Consider the following 24,176-nt stretch of genomic DNA (forward strand, 5'->3'; position numbering starts at 1 on the left):
TAGTTTATCTCAATACCAAGTTTTTCAAGTCTTTCTTTGCTTTCATCTAACATTATTCTTGTGATTTCCTTGATAGCTTCTTTATCAAGAGAGTTGAACATAATGATATCATCAAGTCTATTTATAAATTCTGGTGCAAAGGTATCTTTTATAGCCTTTTCTATAATTTCTTTGTTATCTTCTTTTTGTTTTTCTTCTTCATCACCTGTTCCAAATCCTATAGTTTGTTTTTGGTTTAGGCTTGATACTCCTACATTACTTGTCATGATTATGATGGTATTCTTGAAGTCTACTGTTCTTCCTTGACCGTCTGTTAGTCTTCCATCATCAAGTATTTGTAAAAGAAGGTTAAAGATATCAGGATGGGCCTTTTCGATTTCGTCAAATAGTATTACTGAGTAAGGTCTTTTTCTTACAGCTTCTGTAAGTTGTCCACCTTCTTCATATCCTACATATCCTGGAGGAGATCCAACTAGTCTTGAGACTGCGAATTTCTCCATGTACTCACTCATGTCCATTCTTATTAGATTTTCGCTATCTCCAAATAAGTTTTTGGCTAAAGATTTGGCAAGGTAGGTTTTACCTACTCCAGTTGGTCCTACAAAGATAAATGATCCTATAGGTTTGTTTGGATCTTTAAGGCCAACTCTTGCTCTTTTTATAGCGTGAGATACTTCATCAATTGCCTTATCTTGACCTATGACTTCTTTTTTAAGATCGACATCTAGGTCTCTGTACCTTTCCTTTTCATCTTCTGTAAGTTTTGTTATAGGAACTTTAGACCAGTCCGAAACTATTTTTGCTACTTCATCAAATCCTATAGCAAGGTCTAGGTTTTTGTTTTCTTCTTCTTTTTCAAGATTTTCTCTTGTTTCATTTATTCTATCTCTAAGATTTGCTGCTCTTTCGAAATCTTGATTATTTATAGCCTCTTCTTTTTGAGCAATTAAATCATCTAGAATATCTTTTTTAGACTTATCATCTTTATTATTTTTGTAATTTAGGATTCTTTGTTTTGAACAAGCCTCATCTATTACATCTATGGCCTTATCTGGTAAGAACCTATCTTGGATATATCTTTTGGATAAGTCTACTGCTGCCTTAATTGCTTCATCTTTGATTTCCACCTTATGGTGAGCTTCATACTTATCCTTAAGTCCTTTTATTATCTCAATTGTATCTTCTGTAGATGGCTCTTCCACGTATACTGGCTGCATTCTTCTTGTTAGAGCTTGATCTTTTTCAACATGTTTTCTATACTCATCTATAGTTGTAGCACCTATTATTTGAATATCTCCCTTGGCAAGGATTGGTTTTAGGATATTTGCTGCATCCATACTTCCTTCTGCAGCTCCCGCTCCAAGAACCATATGAAACTCATCTATAAATAATATTACATCTTTTCTTTTTTCAAGTTCTTCAAATAGTTTTTTAAGCCTTCCCTCGAAGTCTCCCCTATACTTTGTTCCTGCAATCATTGATGCAAGGTCAAGAGATACTATTGTTTTATCCTCCATTATGGCTGGAACTTTTTCGATTACAATCCTTTGAGCCAAACCTTCTACTATGGCAGTTTTACCTACTCCTGGATCTCCTATGAGGATAGGATTATTTTTGGTCCTTCTCATAAGAATTTGGATAAGTCTTTCAATTTCTTTATCTCTTCCTATGACTGGATCTATTCTTCTATCTCTAGCCAAATCATTTAAGTTTTTGGCGAATTTTTCTATATTTTCTCCAAGTTCTTTGGATTTAAAACTTGTCTTTTCATCTTCTTTTTGTAATTTTATTAAATTATCCCTTATAGTCTTTTTATCAAGACCTGATAACATAAACATAAGGTTGGTAAATGAATCATCATCATTTAAGATAGCAAGTAGGACGTCTTCTTCGCTTGCCCCTATCTTTTTTCTCTTTTGGGCAAAATTCCTTGCCATGTCAAGGATTTTCTTAACTTGGTTGGAGTATTCCTTGGCAGGTCTTACTGCAGAACCCTTTCCTATGTTATTTATAACAATTGACCTTAAAAGCTCATAGTTTGCACCAGCTTCTTCTAGTGCCTTGGTTGCTATAGAGCCTGTTTTCATAAGGGCCAAAAGCAGATGTTCAGTGCCTATATAATCATGGCTTAGAGAATAAGATTCTCTTCTAGCCTGACCTGTTAGTCTATTTAACTTATTATTTTCCATTATTACTGCTCCTTTATATATGAGTTTAAAAACTCATATCTTTCACTGTCTCTGTTACCCTTGTACTTATTCTTTGTAAGATTGAATATTAAATAGTCTATCTCAACATCACTAAGACCTGTATTAAAGCCTAAGATATTGTATTTTTTTAAATCATATAAGACTTCTAGCATATCTGTAAGTGACTTTAAATTTTCACTTTTTAGGTTTTCTTTTAAAATCTTTACCCTATCTTTTATATCATCATCAACTAGCCCATTTATAATAAGGTAGTCTCTCCTAAATCTTCTTTCATTTCTTACAAGAGTATCTACAATCTCTTCTATTTTTTCAAGTTGGGATTTTATATCTTTTCTATAATTACCATAGTTTTTTAATAAGTAGATATCTTTGTTGTATTTTTTGAAATAGTATGGGAGAAATCTTGTAAAGTATATGCCATCATGAGCAAGATTTGATTTAAGGGCAAGGTAGGATTGAGAGTTGTCTATTAAAGCAAATAAAAACATCTTAAGTTTAAGCTCTATTCCATTTCCTGTATTTCTTGCAAAACTTGTAAGATAACCATATTTTGCAGAAAAAGCAAAGTCAAATTTCTTATCTAAGAATTTTTCCACACTTGATAATATGTCGAAAGAGCTCTTTAAATCAAGACCAAAGTTTGATGCATTTATAGAAATATGATCTGTATCATTTATAACTATAATATAGTCATCTTTGAAGACTAGACCTATTATTGCCTGCTTATTTTTACAATCTTCTGATAAAACACCCGAATTTATAAGTTTATTTAGGGTATTTTCGTCTACCTCTTCTAAAAGAATGAGTTCATCCTCGTAGATTTCTTTAAACTTTTCTATAATTAAAAGAGAATCTTCTTCTGATAGACTAATAGGAAAATTATATCCTTCAATATTTCTTTTCAAAGATAAGTTACTTTCAAGTATTATATCTTTATAATAATCTATCAATTTCTCACCTTCATATTTAATTCATCTATTTTTTCCTTAAGATCCTGAGCTTTCTCAAAATCTTCGGATTCAACTGACTTTTGTAACTCTTCTTGTAAATCCCTTATTTCTATAGCAATCTTTCTAAAATTTCTATGTTTATTAGGATAATCTCCCTCATATGTTTGAAAGTTATTTATTTGCTTTAAGAGTGTGTCAGTATTATTAGAATCTATTTCATAACAATATTCACAACCGAATATACCTGATTTAATATTTGCCTCACTATTTCCACATTTTGGACAATGTTCTTGCTTAAGTGAAGTAAAATAGTCAAAGCTATAGTTGTTCTTATTATATTTGTACTCATAATATGAATTTATTATCTCATCCAGTGATGGGATAAGTTTATCCATTAATGATCTTAAATCGAAATTATTGATATTTATTTCCTTAAAACCATCTATTTCATCCAATGGCTCTTTGGAAAGTTTATTTACGCAATCACTACATAAATGAAAGTTATGTTCTCTACCATTTACTATGGCCTTTACCGTAACTTCAGCCTCATTATCACATCTATCACACTTCATACTTAACTCCTTATCAAAAAACTTAGTAGGATATTTTTTACTATATCATGTCTTACCAAATTTCTTTTTTTCTTTTCAACATTTATCAAGGATTTATCTAAGATAGCATACACTGCTATGCCAAGCTCCTTTTCATTCATATATCCTTTATTGAAAAGTTCCTTAAAAAAGCTCTTAGCTCTTTCTTCTGTAAGTTCTTTATCTAAATTTTTAATAATATATTTTATATAATCATCTTCATCTTCTACAATAGTTATAATTCTTATAAAGCCATTACCACCACGTTTACTTTCTATAATATAACCATTATATGGGGTAAACCTTGTTGAAAGCACATAGTTAATTTGACTAGGTGAACATTCAAATCTTGTTGCAAGGTCATTTCTACCTATCTCCAAAGATCCATCTGTGGTATTTTCTAAAAGAGCCTTTAAGAATCTTTCTATATCAGATGTTAGTCCTGCCATAAATTCCTCTTTTTCTTTGACTTTCTCTGACCTTTCTCCTAATAAATAAAGATTCATCTTAAGAATCTTATATTTATTGTACACTAAAATAGTCTACATTCAAGCTAATCATCACGTCTATTTCCAAATAAAAGCCAAAGTCTAAGAAATTGTAGAGCTGTTGAAAGTGTTGCAGCAACATATGTTAAGGCTGCAGCTTTTAGCATATCTTTTGCAAAATCATTTTCTTCTCCCACAAGCATTCCTGATTTTTCAAGGACATTTAAGGCTCTTTTTGATGCATCAAATTCTACTGGAAGTGTTATAAGTTGAAATATTAATACAAAAGAAAACAGAAATATTCCAATTGTAATAAGATTTGCTATTGATAAAAATACTCCTAGTAAAATTAAAGGGATTGATAATTTTGACCCTATGTTTACTGCAGGAACTATATATGATTTTAACCTTAGAGGGATATAACCTTCCTTATATTGAATAACATGACCACACTCATGGGCTGCTACTGCAACTGAGGCTATAGATATATCAGTTAAAGATGTATCAGATAGAGCTATTTCCTTACTTACTGGGTTAAAGTAATCAGAAAGTGCGCCTCCTGTCTTTTTTATAGATATATCATCATAGCTATAAGTATCAAGTATATACCTTGCACAATCTAATCCTCTTATATTCTTTTTTGTCTTAATCCTTTTGTACTTATCGAACTTTTTTTGAATATTTGCTTGAGCAAGCATAGATATAAGAAGTCCAATAAGAACCAAGATATAGGTTCTATCAAAATAAAATGGCATTTTCTTTCCTTTCTTTTTCTTAAATATACTTATACTTATATCATATTTCAAATAAATTAGGTAAATAAAAAGACCCTTAAGGGCCTTTTTATAATATAGAAAAGAATAAGTTAGTCCTAGTTTTCTATAGGGAAAACTATAAGGAATTAATAATGAAAAACCTAGCTATTTACTAGCTGATTATATTATATCATGATTTTTGAAAAATGCAAACTTTTTTTTACTTTTATTTTCTTATTTAAATTTCAACATTTCAAATCATTTTATTCGTTTTCCTAAGTTTATATTTTTTATTTATATCTATCTGCAGCCTTTTGAAGTTTGTCAGCACTATCACTATCTCCTATAAGAACTAAGGTATCATCCTCTTTTATTCTCCAATCTGCTTCAGGATTTATTATTAAATCTCCATCCCTTTTATAAGCTATAACCATCATTTTATATTTATCTCTAAAGTTTATCTCTTTTAAACTTTTTCCAATAAGTTCATCATATGCCTTTAGCTCAATCATAGAATAATCATCAGAAAAGTGGAAAAATTGTAAGAAATTTGATCCTGCTATACTTCTTGCAAGTTTTTCTCCCATGTCTATTTCCGGAAAAATTATCTGATCCGCTCCAATCTTTGTTAAGATTCTTGCATGGTTTTTACTTGTAGCCTTGGCTATAATCCTATCTACATTGTGGTCTTTTGCAAAAAGGGTAGCAGAAATTGACGCCTCAATACTCTCCCCACTTGCTATTACTGCAATATCAAAGTTTCCTATTCCTAACTCTTCTAGTGCCTTATCATTTAAAAGATCACATTGAACTGCACTTGTTACCTTATCACTCATATTTTGAACTATATCATAATTTTTATCTACAGCCATAACTTCAATTCCTGCTTGGTAAAGTTTTTCAGCTACTGTTACTCCAAACTTACCAAGACCTAATACTATTACACTTTTTGCCATAATATCTCCTAACCTATACTAATATTTGCTTCTGGGTATCTTATATATTTTGTCTTTGATTTAAGCCCAAATGAATAGGCCATAGTTATTGGACCAATTCTTCCAAGATACATACTTAAAGTAAGTAAAATCTTTCCTATACTTGTTAGATGTCCAGTAATTCCCCTACTTGCCCCTACTGTAGCAAAGGCTGATGTAACCTCATACGATATATCTATTACAGAAAAATTTTCCGTAATAGATAGCAAGAATATAACTATAAATATAAGTCCTATGTATACCATTATAATGGCTAAGGCCTTTCTTATAGTTTTTGGATCTATATGTTTATTAAATACTACAACCTCATCTTCATTTTTAATAATAGAAATAGTTGAAAGAATCAAAACCCCAAAGGTTGTAGTCTTAATTCCACCTGCTGTCGAACCAGGAGAGCCTCCTATTGCCATAAGTATTATCAAGAATAAAGCCGATGCATCCTTTATTTTATCATGTTTAACTGAATAAAAACCTGCTGTTCTTGCGGAAATTGATTGGAAGGTCGATTGGACTAAAGAATTTAAAAATCCTTCATTATAAACTACTCCACCAGGTTGATTTTCTATAAAGAAAAATACCAAACTTCCAACTACTATAAGACTCAAACTTACTATTAAAACAAGCTTAGCATGGACTGATAGTTTTTTTAAGGATTTCTTTTTTAAAATCTCAGCTGTAACCATAAAACCAAGACCCCCTATAACTATTAGAGCCATTATGGTAAAGTTTATAACTAGGTCATTTCTAAAAGGATACATAGAATCTCCAGTCAAGTCAAATCCTGCGTTACAAAAGGCTGATATGGAGTGAAATATAGCATACCAAATCCCTCTTAGTCTTCCATAAATTGGAATAAATCTTGTAGCAAGAATCATAGCTCCTATTCCCTCTACTATAAAGGTAAAGGTTAATACATATTTAAATAGCTTCATAATACCTTTGAGAGTATCTATATTTAATTGTTCCTTTAAAATCTTTCTTGACTTAAGACCTATTTTTTTTCTTAAAATTAAAGAAAAAAGAGTTGCCAAAGTCATTACCCCAAGTCCACCTATTTGGATAAGGAGTATAATAACGATGTGTCCATAAGTATTCCAATGCTCAAATGTATTTACAGTAGTAAGACCTGTAACACAAGAGGCAGATGCAGCAACAAAGATAGAGTCAACTAAGGGTGTTGGCTTTCCACTTTTTGTAAAAATAGGTAGGGATAGGATAAAACCACCTATTAAAATTAAAACCATGAAACCTATAGTAAGGTAAAGGGGTGGATTGGAACTTATTTTGTATGATAATTTTTCCATATGAGTTTTATTTTTTTGCATAATATCTTCTTTCTCCAACTTAAATCATCCAAAATTTAAGGCCCTGTGATTTATTATATCAAAGGGCATATACTTACTTAATTTTACACCCTAAAAAAAAATTGTCAAAACTTTTACTTTATTGCTGATTTTCCTAAATTTATAAATTTTTCTAAAGTACAAAAAATAAATTATAGTATATAATAAAAATAAAATAAAAAAGGATGTTTAAATGAAAAAATACTATTTTAAGGAAAAATTTTTTAAAATTACAGATAAGTACCCTGTCCTTGATGAAAATGGCAAGGAAGTTTTTTTCTTTGACCAAGATTTTAAACTTATAGGCTATAGTGCAAAACTTAAGGATTCAGATGGAAAAGTTTTATTTACTATAAGTAAAAAGATATGGTCATTTTTGCAAAAATATTTCGTAGATTTTAATGATGGAAGTCATATGGAAATCGACCAAAAACTTTCATTTTTAAAAAGAAAGGTCGATATAGACTATGAAGGTATAAAACTTCATTTAAAAGGTTCTATAATAGACCACGACTTCGAAATATATCGTGAAAATGAGATAGTTGCTGATATGAATAAGAAGTTTTTTGCCCTTACAGACCAATATGAGCTTACCGTTTATAGGGAAGACTTAAGCCTTATCCTAATTGCGATTTGTCTTTGTATAAATGAAATGAAAAATAGGGATGATGAAGCTGCTGATGCTGCTTGTTCTACTTGTTAAAATACTTTGATTTTTCTATTTTTTGATATATAATTATTATAACAAAAGGGAGTAGCTAAATTATTCAATCGTCATTACGGTTTATCCCGGTTGAATAAACCATTTGGTAGCAAGACTTTTGGCAAATAAGCCAAAAGTCTTTTCTTTTTTGAAAAATTTTAGGAGGTATAAATGGACTATTTAGGTCAAAAAAAAGAAATCGTATCAAAATATGATTCTGACGCGGCACGTGGTTTAAATAATGATTTAGCCCAAAAAAGACTAGAAGAAAATGGCCCAAATAAAATCGAATCTAAGGCTAAGAAGTCTTTAGCTAAAAAAATTGCCGAACAAATTTTAGACCCTATGGTAATCTTACTTATAGTTGCATCTGTAGTATCAGCTTTTACAGGAGATAAGGTTGAAGCTATTATAATTATCGCAATTGTAGTTATTAATGCCATAATGTCTATTCTACAAGAAGGTAAGGCAGAAGATTCTGTAGAAGCTTTGCAAAAAATGTCTTCACCTGAGGCAAGCGTAATTCGTGATGGAAAAAAACAAAAGCTAAAGGCAGAAAATCTTGTAGTAGGTGATATAGTTGTAATTGAAACTGGAGATATAGTTCCAGCTGATATGAGACTTTTAGAATCATCAAATTTACAGATAGATGAATCATCTCTAACAGGAGAATCAGTAGCTGCAGAAAAAGATAGCGAAGTAGTATATGAAAGTGAAGTAGGTATAGGTGATAGGGAAAATTTTGCCTTTTCATCAACTATAGTAACCTATGGTCATGGCAAGGGTATTATAACCCAAACAGGTTCTGATACTGAAATGGGTAAGATTGCTTCAAGTCTTGAAAAAGTAGAGGATAAGGACACACCTTTACAAAAACAATTAAATAAGCTTTCAAAGCTTTTAGCAATACTTGTTATTATTGTGTGTATTATTGTATTTATAGTAGGATATTTTAGAACAGGTGACACCTTACTTGAAAACTTGATGATTGCAGTATCTCTAGCAGTTGCAGCTATTCCAGAAGGACTTACTGCAGTTGTAACTATAGTTTTATCTATAGGAATGAATAGGATGGCTGAAAGAAAGGCTATAGTAAAATCCCTTGTTTCTGTAGAAACACTTGGAGCAACTACTGCAATTTGTTCAGATAAGACTGGTACTCTCACACAAAATGAGATGACTATAACAAAGATTTGGACAAACGAAAATGAATATGAAGTAGAAGGTAGCGGTTATACTCCAAAAGGGGATATAAAACTTGATGATAAAAAGATAGAAGATGATGAACAAATCAAGCTTCTGATGACAATATCAACTCTTTGTAATGATGCAGACCTTACTCGTGAAGGCGAACAGTACAAAATTATAGGAGACCCTACAGAAGGTGCTATGCTTACTTTTTCAGAAAAATGGAGCATAATCCAAGAAGAAATGGAAGAAAAATTTCCAAGACTTAAAGAAATCCCTTTTGATTCTACTAGAAAAATGATGACAACTTTCCATAATGTAGATGAAAAATACAGGGCCATGACCAAAGGTGCTCCTGATATTATTATAGAAAATTCATCAAAGATTCTATTGAATGGAGAAATCGTAGACTTTACTGAGGACTTGAAAAATAAAGCTATTGAAGAAAATAAGAGTCTTGCAAAACAAGCTCTTCGTGTAATGGCTTACTCATTTAGAGACTTTGAATCTATAAAAGACAAAGAACTTACAAGCGAAAATATCGAAAGAGAGATGGTATTTGTAGGTCTTACAGGAATGATAGACCCTCCAAGACCTGAGGCAAAACAAGCAGTAGCTGAATGTCGCTCATCAGGAATAGATGTTATAATGATTACAGGAGACTATCTTGAAACAGCTTTTGCTATAGCTAGAGATTTAGGAATTGCCGATTCTAAGGATCAAGCTATAGAAGGTAAAGAACTTAACAATATGTCTGATGATGAGATTAGAGAAATTGCTAGAGAAAAAAGAGTATTTGCCAGAGTTTCTCCACAAAATAAGGTACAACTTGTAAATGCCCTTCAAGAAAATGGCGAAATAGTAGCTATGACAGGAGACGGGGTAAATGATGCTCCAGCGATTAAAAATGCTGATATCGGTATATCAATGGGTATAACAGGAACAGATGTTGCCAAAGATACTGCAAATATGATTCTAGTAGATGATAACTTTGCAACTATTGTAAATGCAGTAGAAGAAGGAAGAATAATCTTCTCAAATATTAGAAAGTTTGTATCATTCCTACTTTCATGTAATATAGCAGAAGTTTTAATTGTATTTTTATCTATTCTATTTGGTCTACCTTCCCCACTTACACCTATCCAACTATTATGGCTAAACCTAGTAACAGATGCTTTTCCTGCACTAGCCCTAGGAGTTGAACCAGGAGAAAAAGACATAATGGAAAGACAACCAAGAGATCCAAAAGAGCAAATTATATCAGGTGCATTAAAAAACTCACTTATAGTTCAATCACTTGCTATAACATTGTCTGTTTTACTTGCTTATGTTATAGGACTTAAATATATCTTCCCTGGAAATATAGAAGGAGCCCATACCATGGTATTTGCTACTCTTATAACAAGTGAGCTTTTAAGATCTTTTTCAGTAAGAAGTACAAAATATACATTAAAAGAATTAGGATTTGCTACAAACAAACAACTAATCAAGGCAACTATATTCTCCTTTGGTCTACTTTTAATAGTAATGTATATTGAACCTTTGAGAAAGCTATTCGAGCTTGAATTTATAACTTGGCAATGGCTAATAATTCTTGCACTCGCCTTTATACCACTTATAATAGGTGAAGTTCACAAGATAAATGCTAGGAAAAATAAGTAAAATACTATAACTTTTGTTGGATTACAAAATGTACTCACTAAAGTTATAAAGATTTTCAAACAAAAAACAAGAGTTAAGTAAACCAACGCTTGTTTGATACTTAATTTATTAAATTTTTATATTAGGATGCATAAAATCGATATTCAATCGTGGTCATGCATCCTAATTTTTTAAAGCTTTCTTAGTTTTAATATTAATGTAATATATATCTTAATTTTGATTTTTCTAATGATTCAAACTTTTTTTCTGTAGAATATTCCGATTTTATATTTCGAAAATACTTTTATTAGAGTTAGAATATACAATTTCTTTGGGATTTTACAACTTAAAAACAATTCCCAAAACAGCTCCTATGGCAATGATTATAATGGGGTGGATTTTTTTATACTTTCTTAATACTATAAGAAAACATACAAATATTATAATTTGTAAAATTTGAAATAAGTCTAAGAATTTTCCCGTTTTTTCATACAAAGCCACATTAAATAAAGATAAGATCATAACATTAAGCATAGCTCCCAAGATTAATCCTGCTGTAGCTGGCCTTATTGTTTCAAACATATTTTTTATTATTAATGAATTTTTAAAGCTTTCAAGCCCTTTAGATATGATTAAAATTATAATAATGGCAGGTGCTATAAGTGAAAGTGATGCAAGAATAGCTCCAGTGATTCCATAAACCTTGTAGCCTGCAAAACTTGCCACATTTATCCCTATTGCTCCGGGGGTTGACTCTGATACAGCTATCATATTTAAAAGCTCTTCTTGGGAAAACCAGTTATATTTTTCACTCATCTCTTGTAAGAAGGGAAAAGTTGCCATTCCACCACCTATGGCAAAAAGCCCTGCTTTAAAAAACTCCCACATTAGTCTAAGCATATCTTCCTCCTAAGATAATCCCTAAAACTCCAACACTTATAACTATTATTATAGGAGAGATAGAAAAAACTCCTATGCTTATAAAGGTAAGAAAAAATATAAGGTATTTAAGCTTTCTATCGCAAGTTTTTTTCACCATATTAATTACAGTATTTAAAACAAGGGCAGATACCGCTATCCTAATTCCTGCAAAGGCATGGTTTATGACAGCTAAATGAGCAAATTTTTCTAAAAAATTTGCTATAATAATAATTATTATTATAGAAGGACTAACAAAACCTAAGGATGCAATTATTCCTCCAAGCTTTCCAGCCTTTTTGTAACCACAAAAAGTCGATGTATTTACAGCTATAATACCTGGTGTAGTCTGACCTATAGCATAGTAGTCAAGCATCTCATCTTCTGTAATCCAGCCCTTTTTATCTACAAGCTCCCTTTGTAACAAAGGCAACATTGCATATCCTCCTCCAAAAGTAAAGATTCCTATCTTAAAAAATGTTTTATAAAGGTCTAATAATATCTTCATATATCCTCCTATCTTTATTATAGCACAAGAGCATTCATAGCTAAATTCTTGAAATTAAGCCCTTGATGAGGTATATTAGTTTTTGTATTCAAAATTTCTAAAATTTATGAAAGGATATTTATGGATTTACGATTATCTGATAATTACTTAAATTATCTGAGTGAAATTAAAGATTTATATATAGAGGCCTTCCCGAAGGAAGAAAGAAAGCCATTAAAACAAATTATAAAGGTATGTGAAAATAATCAAGGTAGGATTATTCCTATAATTTTAAACGATGATTTCGTTGGAATGTTTATAACCCTCGACTCAGACAAAGATGATACCCTACTTATAGATTACTTTGCTATAAAAGACGGGTATAGGGGATTAAAGATAGGTTCAGAGTCTATTGATTTATTAAATAAACAAGAAAATAAGACTATAATAATCGAAATAGAAGCTTGTACAGATGGAGCAAATAACATAGTTCAAAGGCAAAAAAGAAAGAATTTTTATAAAAATTTAGGATTTAGGCAAACTGATATTACAGTATCTTGGTTTGGAGTAGACCTTGAGCTTATGAGTCTCAATAAGACTATAAGTTTTAATAATTATATTAGACTATTGAAGTCGATTTTCCCGGCAAATTATGTAGACTCAAATATAAAACTTGCCTAAGTTTTGTATAATTATTTTAAAATATGGACATACAAATAAAAGATTTTGGGAATCTTTGTTTATGAGTAAGAATACTAAGAATTCTTTCATGATTTGGGTTATAATATAATAATTCTTGTCAAGCTTTTATAGAAAATAAGGAGATTTGATGAAAAAATTACTATTTGATTGCGATGGAACAATTCTTGATTCCATGCATATATGGATTAAACCTATAAATTCTCTTTTAGATAAATATAATTATAAAATTACAAAAGAAGAAAAAGGTGAGATAGAATCCATGAACTTTATAGATACAATGAAATGGCTTAATATTAATGTTTGTACTGATAAGAGTGAAGATGAAGTTATAGAATACTTCTACCACACAATAGAAGATGGCTATAAAAACAACTTAATGCCAAAAGAAAAAACTGTAACCTACCTTAAAAGACTCAAAAAACTTGGTTATGATATGTGTATTTGTTCGTCAACTGACTATAAGCATTTGAAAAATGCCCTAGAAAGACTTGATATAATAGAGCTTTTTGACTTCATCCATACACCAGATAAGTCTGGCTTTAAAAAAAGTGAGAGTGAGTATTGGCAATATGCCCTAGATAAGTATAAAATAGGTCCAAGTGATGCCGTTTTATTTGATGATGCCTTATATGCAGTTAAGTCTGCTGGAAAAGTTGGTATAAAGACAGTTGGAGTAAAAGACTTCCCTTATAATGAAAATGAATGGGAAGATATAAAGAAAATTTCTGATATATTTGTAGATAATATAGCAGAAGTAAACGAAGAAAAAATTGAAAATCTATAAAAGCAAAAGACCTTGTCAATTCTCGCAAGGTTCTTTTTAGTGCATAAAGGGACGTTCAGTATTTGCACTTATACATTATTAAATTAATTTGTTTTATATCCTATTTCTAGATATTTTTAGTTTTCTGCTTATTTCAACTTTAGTAAATCCCATCTCTCTTAATTTTTTAGAAAGCTTAATCTTCTCATTACTATCCAATTTATTTTTCAATTTATCCATTATGTATTTTTTTGCTATACTTGTATCTTCTTTTGTATCTAATTGCAACGAAAATATTCTTTCACAATGAAATTTTAAAAATTCATTTTCATTTTTAAAATTATCTTTTATTAACCTTATAAAACACTTTGAAATATTATCTTTATTCTCTATAAAAAAGTCATTATATGATGAAAATTTATAATCTTTAGGACTTTTTGCAATATAGGCAAATACTGGATTATTATGAATATATCTAGTGCACTCAAATAATTGTCTCTCTGATTTTATAGGAGATGATTTGAATCTATTTTGAAAAAGATGTCCGTTTCTATCTTCGATATTATTATAAAGTATAGAATACCTTATATTTATACTTTTCATGATATTGCTAAGTATTTCTGTATTATCAACTCTAACCAAAAAATGAGTATGATTGTCCATTATAGCATAAGCCAAAATATCCCAATCATATTTTTCATCAAAATAATACCTTATTATCTGATTTTTATAAAAATCACTATAAAAAATATTTTCTTTGTTTATTCCCTTAGTCATAATATGAAAGTAATTATAATTTTGGATAGATCTAGCTAGTCTAGGCATAAAAACTCCTTTAATTTTTTATATTTATACCCATTGTTTTTATAGTGCACAAAATGAACGTCCCTAAATGCACTAATCTTTAATGTAGACTATATTCTTTTTTATTTTCTTTCTTAATAAGTACAAAGATATTATCCCTTTTAGAATTGATGATATTGTCATCGAAAACCAAATTCCCATCACTCCCATAAAAGGAATAAAAGCAAATGATAAAGGAATTCTAATCGCATTTAATACTACCGAAATAAAAGCCGGTGTCCTCGTATCTGAAAGTCCTTGAAATATTCCCGTAGAACCAATCTCTAAAGCTTGCATAAATTGACTTGCTGAAAGTATAGCCAAGTATTGAGCTCCAAGAGCTATAGTATCCATATCATCTGGTATAAATATCTTAAATAAGTAGTTTCTAAATATAAATAAAATCAAAGTCGCAATAAATCCTATTATTCCAACAAGTCTAAGACCTTCCTTAACAGACTTTTTTACCCTCTTTATAAGTCTTGCCCCGTAGTTTTGAGCTATAAGAGACTGTATGACTACCTGACATCCCTCAGTTGTTTTCCAAGATATTGATTCAAGCTGACTTCCTATAGAATATACAGCCACTGGCTTTGGACCAAAGTTTGCCATCAATTTATTAAGTACAATTGTTATAAGTGCATGGATTCCACTAATCAGAGCAACTGGAAGACCTAAGATAAATATTCTTTTTTGCCATATTCTAGAAAAAGTGAAATTTTTTAGGCTATCAGCTACTATCCCTTCTTTTTTTATCATAACAAATATAAATGTAATAAATACACAAGCTTGTCCAGTAACTGTCGCAAGGGCAGCTCCTTTTATCCCAATAGCAGGTATAGGACCTAGACCAAAGATAAAAATAGGATCCAGTACTATATTTAAGACAAGACCTAATGTATTTATCTTAAAAGGTGTTATTGATTCTCCAATCGAATAAAAAGATTGGGAAAATATAGGATTAAGAAATACAAAGAAATATCCAAGCGATGTAATAGTAATATAATTATCAGCAAGAGTTGATACCTCACTTCCAAGATTATAAAATCCTATAAATACTCTTTTAAATATAAGTATAAGTATTATATATATTATTGAAATAAAAGCTCCCTGTATATAGGAGTTTTTAAGGATTAAAGATGTAAGTTCTATATCTTTTCTTCCATAAGCTTGAGATGCATAAACTCCTCCTCCTATTTTTGAAATAAGTCCTAAGGCTTCTGCAATCCATGCTAAAAAGTATGAAACTCCAACAGCAGCGACAGCTCCTGATCCAAGTCTTCCAATCCATATCATATCAACTAAGGTATAGGCTATTTGAACAAAGGCCGTAAGGGTTAGGGGGATTGATAATTTTATCAGGGATTTTCTAATATTTTCTTTTGTAAGATCTATATCTCTTCTTTTCTCCATAGCCTATCCTTTCTTTTTATTTAACTTTAGATATTTTATCAAAATATCATACTTTTTCCAAGCTTTTTAAAGAATTTCATCAAAAACAGACTAATTTTTACTTGAATTTAACAATATTGTTATTATGCAATTTAAAAGACCCTTATTAAGGACCAAAAATCCTCCCTCCTATGAATGTTGTTAGTGGAAAAGCCAAAATTTGTACTATATTTAAAAGCAAAAATACTAAGTCCTTTCTTTTTATAGAAAATATAGAACCTATTATTCCAAGTAAAGGATTTCCATATATAGTTAGAAAACCCACAGCTCTAAGAGGACCTAATATAAATTCGAAATTATCATAAGGAATTAAAATAGCTATAGTTAAGAATATAAACCCTAAGAAGAAACATATTTTTGAGCATTTCTTCTCATCATACCCCTTATTTATATATAAGTTTGTAATCCGTTAGATATTAATCCCCTTTCTTATCAAACATCAATCTTTTTATTTAAATAATGATTCAAAATTTGCTATTACTATAATTATAAAAGCTATAAGTAAAATCCAAGCAAATATTTTACTTAGATTAGATTCAAAGTCTTTTTCTATAAATATTTTATCAATTATCCCAAATATAAGCATAGTAGAAAACATTATAGTTATACCACTTGTGTTAAAATCCTTAAAAAATGAAATAAGCATCAAGAATGTGTAGGAAAGACTTACTCCTATATTTTGAAATCCTAATTGTCTAACTTTTGTATCTTTCATATTACTTCCTTATATATTAATAAACAAGCTATTTAATCATATTTTTCTCAGGTAAATACTTCCAATATTTCTTTGGCATATTAGAAATCATAAGCTTTTTATTTACTCTTTCTTTAATAGCTATTGTATCATAAAAGCCAATCCATAAGGATTTGAAAAACTTCTCCCTATCACTTTCTTCAATATCTAAATCTAGAATATCAACAACTTCTACGTTACCATATATGGATATAAAGGCCCTTCTCCTATTCTTATCATATATTATAAACTTTTCTTTTGGCATTCTTTTTAAAAAATGCCTTGATAAATCTTCCAAAACATTATTATGAGATTCATATTCCGCAAAAAGATATTCTTCTTGAATCTCCCTAAATCTTAAAAGTCCTTTCAAATCATGGGTCTCAGATTCATAATTTTTAAGCATCTTGTTAAAAGCTATTCCATATTTGTTGCTAGAATTTATAATCATAAGACCTTTTATATATGCAAGTTTAATAAGTCTTGCAATAATAGTATCTTTATTTTTATAATCCGTTTTAAATGCTATTTTTATCTTAAAGAAAAACTCATTTGAAAGATTCTTCTTTATAGAATCTTCGACTTTCTTAGATTTTTCAACCTTGGTCTCAACTTTTTTTATTTTAAGAAAGGAAATCTGCTTACATTCGATTTCTATCTTTATTTTAAATAAGTCACTATAATAATCAAAAATAACCGTCAGATATCCATCAAAAGAACCATCATATACAATAATATCCATAAATCACCCAAAAAAAGAAAGCTGTTCAAAGGAGCTAGAATCACTCATCCTATTCTTCAAATCACTTTTATCTTTAAATCTCGCTCCCATATATTTTCCATCTACCATTATAAAATTCCTAGCCCTTTTTACTGAAATATTTAGATCCTTTAGGTTCTCATACTTAAGCTTTCTATACTTTCTTGCATTAATAATTTTTCTTGCAGAAACTCTCCCTATACCTGGAATCTTCATAAGGGTATAGTAACTTGCCTTATTAATCTCAACTGGAAATTTCTCTATATTATTAATAGCCCAACTAGTCTTAGGATCAATTCTTAAATCAAAATTATTATTTTTTTCATTAAGTAAGTCATTTGCCTTAAATCCATAAAATCTCAAAAGCCAATCAGCTTGATAAAGTCTATGTTCTCTTAAAAGAGGAGCTTTTTTGACATCTTTTGTAAACTCACTTTTAACAACAGGGACAAAGGCTGAATAAAACACTCTCTTAAGCTCATAGTCCTTGTATAAATTTTCTGACCTTTTCATAATATCAAAATCACTTTCCTTAGCTGCCCCTATAATCATCTGAGTAGTTTGGCCTGCTGGAAGAAAATTGGGAGTGTGCCTATATAATTGTATTTCATTTTTTCTTTGGACTATTTTCTCCTTGGCAAAGCCCATAGATGACTCAATAGCCTTTATGGACTTTTGAGGAGCTAGGATTTTTAAAGATTCTTCTGTGGGAAGTTCTACATTTATACTCATCCTATCGACTAAAAGTCCCATTTTTTTAACTAAATCAGGACTTGAGCCAGGGATTGCTTTCATGTGGATATAGCCGTTGTAGAAATATTTATTTCTTAGAATATCTGCAACTTCAATTAGCATCTCCATGGTATAGTCTGGGTTTTTGACAATTCCAGATGATAAAAATAAACCCTCTATATAATTTCTCCTATAAAAGTTTATAGTTAAGTCAGCCACCTCTCTTGGAGTAAATTCTACCCTTTTTATGTCATTAGATGACCTATTTATACAATACTCGCAGTTATAGATACACTTATTTGTATATAAGATTTTAAGAAGAGAAATACACCTTCCATCTTCACTCCAAGAGTGACAAATACCAGATACATGCCCATTACCAAGACCTTTGGATGTATTTTTCCTATTTGAACCAGACGATGAACAAGAAACATCATACTTGGCTGCATCAGTTAATATTTTAAGTTTTTCTAAAGTATCCATAGCCCCTCCCTCTATAAGACTCTTACTGTCTTATAATTATATAAGAAAGGAGGATTTTTGCAAGTAATTTCTAATATAACTTCTATATATTTCAAGTTATTATTTTAGTTATCTCTTTACTTTAAGAGAATCTTACTTTTCAAATTTCTTTTTATTTATTGGAAAAATAATAATCTATTTGTACTATCAAATTTTTTCAATATGAAAGTTAAATAAGATTAATATATCTATATAATTTCCTTACAATATAAAGAATAATCTATACTAGTGTAAGGATTATTTTTTTGATATGTCAAACTTATTTGACATCTATAAGATTTTCTTGTATTATAGCAGTGTAAAAGATGTTTGACATAAAGGAGGTTATTATGTTATTTACTGTATTTTTATTTATATTATTTTTATCGGTAGTTTTAGTTTCTATAAGCCTATTTACTATCTATAAGCTAGGCGATGAAAGAGATGATAAAATAAAGGATAAGGCTTCTAGATATACTCTTACTATTTTTATGGCATATCTTGTAATAAATATAGTTTCAAATTGGATAAGTATAAAAATCGGAAATGAAATAGGTAAATCTAATCATTTTATTGATCTTGTAATACTTTCAGTTTTATTTTTAGTTAATGTTGTGAAATTCAGGAGAAAATATTCTTAATGAAAAATAATATAAAGGAATTAAGAACGAAATTAAAACTATCTCAAAAAGACCTTGCCAATATGTGTAAGGTCTCAAGACAAACTATAAACGCCATTGAAAATGATAAGTATTCACCTTCATTAGAGCTTGCCTTTGACCTTGCCAAAGTTTTAAATACTAGCGTAGATGAACTTTTTATTCCTTAAAAATAAGCACAAAAAAATCGACCTTAGTTTTTTTACACTTACAAGGTCGATTTATTTTCTCCTACCAGCACAGAGTTCTGATTTTGGTTCTATCACTCTTTTGTCCTTTCTGTAAACTTGCGTTTACTCTATTTTTTATTTTTCTTTTCATATATTTACATATCTATATGTCTATATACACTCATATTTTTTTATCTTTAATTTATCTAATACCTATGTGAACTAACCACTCCTTTACCATATATTTTATTTTTTTCTTTTACCTATATAGTTAAAACTTGCTAGCTTCTTATTTCAAATCTTAGAAAAATGTCAGATGGCCTTACCTTTACATTATCTTCCACCACTTTTTCTATTCACTTATTTGAAATCCTCCCTTAGCCAAGTTTTGTAACCAGTATTTTTTAAATACTGTGCCGGTAGGATAGAGATTTTATTTTCTCTTATTTATAATATACCCCTTGAAAACGATATTAAACATTTTTTTTAAAATTTTTTTAATTTTTTTATTTTTTATACTTGACTAATTTAGTCTGGATTGTATAATCACTCTTGTAATATAAATGACGTAAAAAAGAAGAGAACATAAGAGAGTTTTATTACAGAGAAGTCTTTTAAGCTGAGATAGACTATAAAATATTTATGTTTATGCATCTTTGAGTCTTACTGACGAAAGTAAGTAGTCGGTAACAGGTGCGCCTGTTATAGCGCTAGAGGTTAATTGACCTCGATGAGGTTTTTTATTTTTTATGCTTAACTTATATTAGTTAAGAAAAACAAAGTAAAAAGCGAATAAAGGTGGAAACACGGTAACTCGTCCTTTTGTGGGGCGGGATTTTTTTTACTCATTTTTATTATCTTATAAGTGAAAGAAAATAAAATAATTCTTAGTAAGTAAAAACTTTAAACTTGGTAGAAATAAGAAAAAGCAAGTGAATATTTTTCTTTTAGAAAATTTATAAAAATTACTTATCAAAATTTTCCAACAAGTGGTGTGAGCATAGAAACTTATTAATAAAATAATTAAAATATAGGCCATAATATTATAATATCCAGACCATAATTTATTCCTACCATTTCATAATAGTAAAATTAAGCTAAGATTAGATAATATAGGAAAGAATAACTTAACTTTAATACAATTATGTTAATTAGCTTAGCCATACTTTCGGAAAATTTTCTAAAAATAATAGGATAATTTAGGCAGAAATCATGTTTTTATATTATTTTATATCTAAGTTAGTCATTCATTGATATAGGATATTTCAAAGCCTTCAATTTATTTCTTATTTAAAATAATTAACCTACCAAGATAAGATTAAAACTTCTACCTATCAAATTTTGTAAAAGGTGGAACAGATAGTGTAGTTTTTGATTTATTAAAATATTCTAGCTATGCTACCAACTTTTATTTGCCATTTAATTACTTTTAATACTTTCACTTTTAAACTAAAAAATAAAGGAGTTTATATGAAATTTTTAGTACTTTTTATAGGCTTTATACTTTTTTATGGCCTAAGCTTTATGAAAAAAAAGGGGATTTCCTTTGGAATTAGAGTGATTTCTGGAGCAATTTTAGGTATTATTCTTGGATTTTTATTTAAGGATAGTACAGAATATATAGGAGTTTTTGGTAGGATTTATGCAAATTTATTATTTGCCCTAGTAATACCAATTCTTCTAGCATCAGTAATTAAAATAGTAATTTCAACAGAAAACCTGGCAAATCTAAGGTCTATGGGACTTAAAACTATTGGTGTGTTAAGTCTTCACAATGTTCTAGGCTCCCTTATAGGTGTAGTTTTAGCAGTATTATTTAAGATAGGAAAAAATGCAAATATTCCAATAGAAACTTCAAACGAAGTTAAGGAAGTACCAGGCTTTGCTGATGCTTTCGTAAACTTTTTTCCAAAAAATATAGTAGCTGATGCTTCAAAAGGATCAGTTATTCCAATAATAGTATTTGCAGTTCTTATAGGTCTAAGTGTTCTTCAACTTATAGAAAGAGGAAAAGATAAAGAAGTTAAGCCGTTTGTAGACTTTATAGAGTCATTTTCTGAAATAATCTTTAGGCTTATTGGATTTGTAACAGATTTTACACCATATGCTGTTTTATCACTTCTTGCAAGCTCTATAGGAAGAATTGACTATAGTGCAGTAAAACCACTATTATTTATCCTAATTTTAACCTATATAGCCTCCGTATTTCATTCTTATATAACAACAGGAGCTATGATTGGAATTATTGGAAAACTTAACCCATTTAAGTTTTTTAAGAAAAATTGGCCAGTCCAAGCAATTGGATTTACAACTCAATCATCAGTAGGATCAATTGGGGCAAATATTGAAAATCTAACTAAAAATATGGGAGTAAGTGAAAAGGTTGCATCCTTTGTAGCTCCTATGGGAGCCACCATGGGTATGCCTGGATGTGCTGGATTTTGGCCTGTAATGAGTGCACTATTAACTGTAAATGTTCTAAGAATAAACTATTCTATATCAGATTATATTATGCTAGTTTTTGTAGCCTTATTAGTGTCATTGGGAACTGTAGGTGTTCCTGGAACTGCAACAATTACAACAACAGCAGTATTTGCAGCTATGGGACTTCCTATAGAAATGGTTGTTATCCTTTCGCCTATATCATCCTTAGCAGATATGGGAAGAACTGCAACAAATGTTACAGCAGCAGCCTCATCTGCCCTTATAGTTGCATCAAGTGAAAATGAGATAGATAGATCTATATATAATAATTAGACCACTAAAAAAGTGATGTAGAGAATGAATTTATCATTCCTATCATCACTTTTTTAAAATTAAAAATATAATTCAATGACTAACTTATATCCATATTTAAAAATTTAAGATTTGCTTTTTACACTTTAAGCTATCCTATTATATAACTACTATGATATAATCAAACAATATAATTGAAAATATCAATAAGTTTTTCTAATCGATTTTTAATAATTCCAAGAAAAATCTTTACTTCTTTTAAATACTATTTTAAATAATAAATATCCTAAAACAAATAATATTGAAGATAATACAAATAATACTATTAAATTTACATATATCTTTTCCCCTTTAATTATTTTAGGTATAATTATAAAACAATAACTTATAGAATTAGTATAAAGTATAAACTCAGGCAATTTTATAATACTACCTGATAAAAATAATATAATATATGATATTATGATTTCAAAAGATGCTATTTTCGTATATATTAAAGTAAGAGCAGACATTACAAATGATAGTCCAAAAATACCTATACTTTCCAATAGCAAAGTATATATTATTGATAAGTTTAAAATCAAATCATTAAAAATAAAAAGCTTAAGTATAATAGACATAAGTATAATTTTTACAAGATTTATTAAATACTATATAAAAACTTTAGCAAGTGCAATTTGAAATATATTATATGGTTTAATCATTAAATTTTGTAATGTTCCTAATTGTTTTTCTGTAGATATACACATCACAGATTCAGATATTATTCCACTTACTAATACCCATGATATATATAAGAGAAATAAGATATATTTAGATCATTTCCTACTTTAAGAATTATAAATAATATTAACAATTCGACTATAATACCTACTATATAATCTGGATAATAAAATTTTATTTCTTCTTTTATCTTGTTAAATTCAGACTTAAGTAATTTCATTTAATTTCTCCATTACAATATCTTCTAATTGAATCTCTTTCCTATTCCTATTAATTTCAATTAAATTTTCTAATTTTATCTTTTTTAGAATTGGTATTATATCTCCAGTAACTTCTTTAGTTGCAATTTTTGAATTTTCTCTATATTTTATAATAAATTTGTTATGATAATTACCTATATTAAAATTTTCAATTTTTCCTGACTTTAATAAAATAACTCTTCCATTAATTTTTTCAACAACATCTAGTTGATGAGTTGTAAGTAATATAGATATTTTTTTATCACTAACTAATTCTTTTAAAATTTCAATAATGGATAACTTACTCTCTATATCTAATCCTAGAGTTGGCTCATCTAAGAGAATTAATTCAGGATTAGATAACAACGAGATTATTATAGACAGCTTTTGTTTCATCCCTAAAGAATATGTTCCTACTTTTTTATCTTTAAAATCATATATTGAAAACTTATCTAACAAAAAATTTACATAAGAATAATTCATATCTATTTTTAATAATCCTGAAAAATAAGCGATATTTTCAATAGCTGTTAGATAATTATAAACGTTTGTTGATGATTCCAATAGTGCTGATACTTTCGAAAAATAATCATTATTATTATATTTATTTATATCTATATTATTGTATAATATATTTCCTCCGTCAAACTCTAACATTTTTAATATACAATTTATAATAGTGATTTTTCCTGAACCATTTTTGCCTAAAAGACATACAATTTCTCCATTATTGAGCTTAAAATTAACATCTCTTATACTAAAACCTAATTAAAAGTGTATAATAAGAATATGAAAAAGATAATAGATGAAAAAACAAAAAAAGAAATTTATGAGCTTGAAAAAGCCAGAAAAAATACAAACAATAAAAAAGAAGAAGTTAGACTAAAAGCAATGA

At 29.1% G+C, this 24,176-nt stretch carries 23 protein-coding genes; 7 read left to right on the forward strand and 16 right to left on the reverse strand.

Going from position 1 to position 24,176, the window contains the following annotated elements; all coding sequences use genetic code 11:
• From SOR60_RS04905 to SOR60_RS04935, 7 genes are all read right to left on the reverse strand, one after another.
• Positions 1–2,189 (reverse strand): ATP-dependent Clp protease ATP-binding subunit (locus tag SOR60_RS04905; RefSeq protein ID WP_320595376.1); only part of this gene is annotated, 2,189 nt, incomplete at its 3' end.
• A 2-nt stretch (positions 2,190–2,191) separates the two neighbouring features.
• Positions 2,192–3,160, reverse strand: coding sequence for an ATP--guanido phosphotransferase (locus SOR60_RS04910; RefSeq protein ID WP_154542118.1), 969 nt, complete (start codon positions 3,158–3,160; stop codon positions 2,192–2,194).
• Complete coding sequence (locus SOR60_RS04915) at positions 3,157–3,732, reverse strand: UvrB/UvrC motif-containing protein (RefSeq protein ID WP_154542120.1); 576 nt, start codon at positions 3,730–3,732, stop codon at positions 3,157–3,159. Before SOR60_RS04915 ends, SOR60_RS04910 begins: the two co-directional genes overlap by 4 nt.
• A 2-nt stretch (positions 3,733–3,734) precedes the next feature.
• The gene (locus tag SOR60_RS04920) at positions 3,735–4,199 is read right to left on the reverse strand and encodes a CtsR family transcriptional regulator (protein WP_154542152.1); all 465 of its coding nucleotides are present in this window, start codon (positions 4,197–4,199) and stop codon (positions 3,735–3,737) included.
• A 104-nt stretch (positions 4,200–4,303) separates the two neighbouring features.
• A complete protein-coding gene (locus SOR60_RS04925; protein ID WP_154542122.1) occupies positions 4,304–4,993 on the reverse strand; it encodes a zinc metallopeptidase in 690 nt (229 codons plus the stop codon).
• A 290-nt stretch (positions 4,994–5,283) separates the two neighbouring features.
• On the reverse strand, positions 5,284–5,949 hold the full coding sequence (locus SOR60_RS04930; RefSeq protein WP_154542124.1) for a potassium channel family protein: 666 nt from the start codon (positions 5,947–5,949) through the stop codon (positions 5,284–5,286).
• 8 nt (positions 5,950–5,957) lie between these two features.
• Positions 5,958–7,313 carry a TrkH family potassium uptake protein gene (locus tag SOR60_RS04935; protein WP_154542126.1) on the reverse strand — a complete coding sequence of 452 codons (1,356 nt, stop codon included), beginning with the start codon at positions 7,311–7,313 and terminating at the stop codon, positions 5,958–5,960.
• Positions 7,314–7,524: 211 nt separating this feature from the next.
• Between SOR60_RS04935 and SOR60_RS04940 the strand changes: the two genes are divergently transcribed.
• Both SOR60_RS04940 and SOR60_RS04945 read left to right on the forward strand, forming a co-directional pair.
• The gene (locus tag SOR60_RS04940; RefSeq protein ID WP_154542128.1) at positions 7,525–8,034 is read left to right on the forward strand and encodes an LURP-one-related/scramblase family protein; all 510 of its coding nucleotides are present in this window, start codon (positions 7,525–7,527) and stop codon (positions 8,032–8,034) included.
• Between the two features lie 171 nt (positions 8,035–8,205).
• Entirely contained in the window at positions 8,206–10,884 is a 2,679-nt protein-coding gene (locus SOR60_RS04945) for a cation-translocating P-type ATPase (protein WP_320595377.1), read from the forward strand.
• 318 nt (positions 10,885–11,202) lie between these two features.
• Here the strand turns inward: SOR60_RS04945 and SOR60_RS04950 are convergent, their stop codons facing one another.
• Together SOR60_RS04950 and SOR60_RS04955 are read right to left on the reverse strand one after the other, a co-directional pair.
• A complete protein-coding gene (locus tag SOR60_RS04950; RefSeq protein WP_176270042.1) occupies positions 11,203–11,763 on the reverse strand; it encodes a chromate transporter in 561 nt (186 codons plus the stop codon).
• Positions 11,756–12,289, reverse strand: coding sequence for a chromate transporter (locus SOR60_RS04955; protein WP_154542134.1), 534 nt, complete (start codon positions 12,287–12,289; stop codon positions 11,756–11,758). The genes SOR60_RS04950 and SOR60_RS04955 overlap by 8 nt, the downstream gene beginning before the upstream one ends.
• Before the next feature lie 120 nt (positions 12,290–12,409).
• Here SOR60_RS04955 and SOR60_RS04960 point away from each other — a divergent pair, with 120 nt between their 5' ends.
• Together SOR60_RS04960 and SOR60_RS04965 are read left to right on the forward strand one after the other, a co-directional pair.
• Entirely contained in the window at positions 12,410–12,949 is a 540-nt protein-coding gene (locus tag SOR60_RS04960) for a GNAT family N-acetyltransferase (protein ID WP_176270040.1), read from the forward strand.
• Positions 12,950–13,097: 148 nt separating this feature from the next.
• Positions 13,098–13,754, forward strand: coding sequence for an HAD family hydrolase (locus tag SOR60_RS04965; protein ID WP_154542138.1), 657 nt, complete (start codon positions 13,098–13,100; stop codon positions 13,752–13,754).
• Positions 13,755–13,847: 93 nt separating this feature from the next.
• On the opposite strand, the gene SOR60_RS04970 is transcribed toward SOR60_RS04965, so the two are convergent.
• The 5 genes from SOR60_RS04970 to SOR60_RS04990 all read right to left on the reverse strand — a co-directional run bounded on the left by SOR60_RS04970 (position 13,848) and on the right by SOR60_RS04990 (position 18,736).
• Positions 13,848–14,558, reverse strand: a complete 711-nt coding sequence (locus SOR60_RS04970; protein ID WP_154542140.1) for a transposase — start codon at positions 14,556–14,558, stop codon at positions 13,848–13,850.
• A 72-nt stretch (positions 14,559–14,630) separates the two neighbouring features.
• Complete coding sequence (locus SOR60_RS04975; RefSeq protein WP_154542142.1) at positions 14,631–15,989, reverse strand: MATE family efflux transporter; 1,359 nt, start codon at positions 15,987–15,989, stop codon at positions 14,631–14,633.
• A 487-nt stretch (positions 15,990–16,476) separates the two neighbouring features.
• Positions 16,477–16,743 carry an ion transporter gene (locus SOR60_RS04980; protein WP_176270036.1) on the reverse strand — a complete coding sequence of 89 codons (267 nt, stop codon included), beginning with the start codon at positions 16,741–16,743 and terminating at the stop codon, positions 16,477–16,479.
• Between the two features lie 28 nt (positions 16,744–16,771).
• A complete protein-coding gene (locus SOR60_RS04985) occupies positions 16,772–17,503 on the reverse strand; it encodes a TIGR03915 family putative DNA repair protein (protein ID WP_154542144.1) in 732 nt (243 codons plus the stop codon).
• 3 nt (positions 17,504–17,506) lie between these two features.
• On the reverse strand, positions 17,507–18,736 hold the full coding sequence (locus SOR60_RS04990; protein ID WP_154542146.1) for a putative DNA modification/repair radical SAM protein: 1,230 nt from the start codon (positions 18,734–18,736) through the stop codon (positions 17,507–17,509).
• A 368-nt stretch (positions 18,737–19,104) separates the two neighbouring features.
• Between SOR60_RS04990 and SOR60_RS04995 the strand changes: the two genes are divergently transcribed.
• From SOR60_RS04995 to SOR60_RS05005, 3 genes are all read left to right on the forward strand, one after another.
• Positions 19,105–19,395: a DUF2178 domain-containing protein gene (locus SOR60_RS04995; RefSeq protein WP_176270035.1), complete on the forward strand. Its 291-nt coding sequence runs from the start codon at positions 19,105–19,107 to the stop codon at positions 19,393–19,395.
• Positions 19,395–19,583: a helix-turn-helix transcriptional regulator gene (locus SOR60_RS05000; RefSeq protein WP_154542149.1), complete on the forward strand. Its 189-nt coding sequence runs from the start codon at positions 19,395–19,397 to the stop codon at positions 19,581–19,583. Before SOR60_RS04995 ends, SOR60_RS05000 begins: the two co-directional genes overlap by 1 nt.
• Positions 19,584–21,053: 1,470 nt before the next feature.
• On the forward strand, positions 21,054–22,340 hold the full coding sequence (locus SOR60_RS05005; protein WP_320595378.1) for a dicarboxylate/amino acid:cation symporter: 1,287 nt from the start codon (positions 21,054–21,056) through the stop codon (positions 22,338–22,340).
• Positions 22,341–23,094: 754 nt separating this feature from the next.
• Here the strand turns inward: SOR60_RS05005 and SOR60_RS05010 are convergent.
• Together SOR60_RS05010 and SOR60_RS05015 are read right to left on the reverse strand one after the other, a co-directional pair.
• Positions 23,095–23,262: a hypothetical protein gene (locus tag SOR60_RS05010; protein WP_154542151.1), complete on the reverse strand. Its 168-nt coding sequence runs from the start codon at positions 23,260–23,262 to the stop codon at positions 23,095–23,097.
• Positions 23,249–24,037 (reverse strand): ABC transporter ATP-binding protein, encoded by a 789-nt coding sequence (locus SOR60_RS05015; protein ID WP_320595379.1) that lies wholly within the window; start codon positions 24,035–24,037, stop codon positions 23,249–23,251. The genes SOR60_RS05010 and SOR60_RS05015 overlap by 14 nt, the downstream gene beginning before the upstream one ends.
• Between the last annotated feature and the right edge of the window lie 139 nt (positions 24,038–24,176).

This window comes from Anaerococcus porci (assembly GCF_034090325.1).
In the GTDB taxonomy this organism is placed as follows: domain Bacteria; phylum Bacillota; class Clostridia; order Tissierellales; family Peptoniphilaceae; genus Anaerococcus; species Anaerococcus porci.

Coding starts and splice junctions, on each gene's coding strand:
- SOR60_RS04915 (WP_154542120.1), bottom strand. CDS start 3,732: ATGAAGTGTGATAGATGTGATAATGAGGCTGAAGTTACGGTAAAGGCC.
- SOR60_RS04920 (WP_154542152.1), bottom strand. CDS start 4,199: ATGGCAGGACTAACATCTGATATAGAAAGATTCTTAAAGGCTCTTTTA.
- SOR60_RS04925 (WP_154542122.1), bottom strand. CDS start 4,993: ATGCCATTTTATTTTGATAGAACCTATATCTTGGTTCTTATTGGACTT.
- SOR60_RS04930 (WP_154542124.1), bottom strand. CDS start 5,949: ATGGCAAAAAGTGTAATAGTATTAGGTCTTGGTAAGTTTGGAGTAACA.
- SOR60_RS04935 (WP_154542126.1), bottom strand. CDS start 7,313: ATGCAAAAAAATAAAACTCATATGGAAAAATTATCATACAAAATAAGT.
- SOR60_RS04940 (WP_154542128.1), top strand. CDS start 7,525: ATGAAAAAATACTATTTTAAGGAAAAATTTTTTAAAATTACAGATAAG.
- SOR60_RS04945 (WP_320595377.1), top strand. CDS start 8,206: ATGGACTATTTAGGTCAAAAAAAAGAAATCGTATCAAAATATGATTCT.
- SOR60_RS04950 (WP_176270042.1), bottom strand. CDS start 11,763: ATGCTTAGACTAATGTGGGAGTTTTTTAAAGCAGGGCTTTTTGCCATA.
- SOR60_RS04955 (WP_154542134.1), bottom strand. CDS start 12,289: ATGAAGATATTATTAGACCTTTATAAAACATTTTTTAAGATAGGAATC.
- SOR60_RS04960 (WP_176270040.1), top strand. CDS start 12,410: ATGGATTTACGATTATCTGATAATTACTTAAATTATCTGAGTGAAATT.
- SOR60_RS04965 (WP_154542138.1), top strand. CDS start 13,098: ATGAAAAAATTACTATTTGATTGCGATGGAACAATTCTTGATTCCATG.
- SOR60_RS04970 (WP_154542140.1), bottom strand. CDS start 14,558: ATGCCTAGACTAGCTAGATCTATCCAAAATTATAATTACTTTCATATT.
- SOR60_RS04975 (WP_154542142.1), bottom strand. CDS start 15,989: ATGGAGAAAAGAAGAGATATAGATCTTACAAAAGAAAATATTAGAAAA.
- SOR60_RS04980 (WP_176270036.1), bottom strand. CDS start 16,743: ATGAAAGATACAAAAGTTAGACAATTAGGATTTCAAAATATAGGAGTA.
- SOR60_RS04985 (WP_154542144.1), bottom strand. CDS start 17,503: ATGGATATTATTGTATATGATGGTTCTTTTGATGGATATCTGACGGTT.
- SOR60_RS04990 (WP_154542146.1), bottom strand. CDS start 18,736: ATGGATACTTTAGAAAAACTTAAAATATTAACTGATGCAGCCAAGTAT.
- SOR60_RS04995 (WP_176270035.1), top strand. CDS start 19,105: ATGTTATTTACTGTATTTTTATTTATATTATTTTTATCGGTAGTTTTA.
- SOR60_RS05000 (WP_154542149.1), top strand. CDS start 19,395: ATGAAAAATAATATAAAGGAATTAAGAACGAAATTAAAACTATCTCAA.
- SOR60_RS05005 (WP_320595378.1), top strand. CDS start 21,054: ATGAAATTTTTAGTACTTTTTATAGGCTTTATACTTTTTTATGGCCTA.
- SOR60_RS05010 (WP_154542151.1), bottom strand. CDS start 23,262: ATGAAATTACTTAAGTCTGAATTTAACAAGATAAAAGAAGAAATAAAA.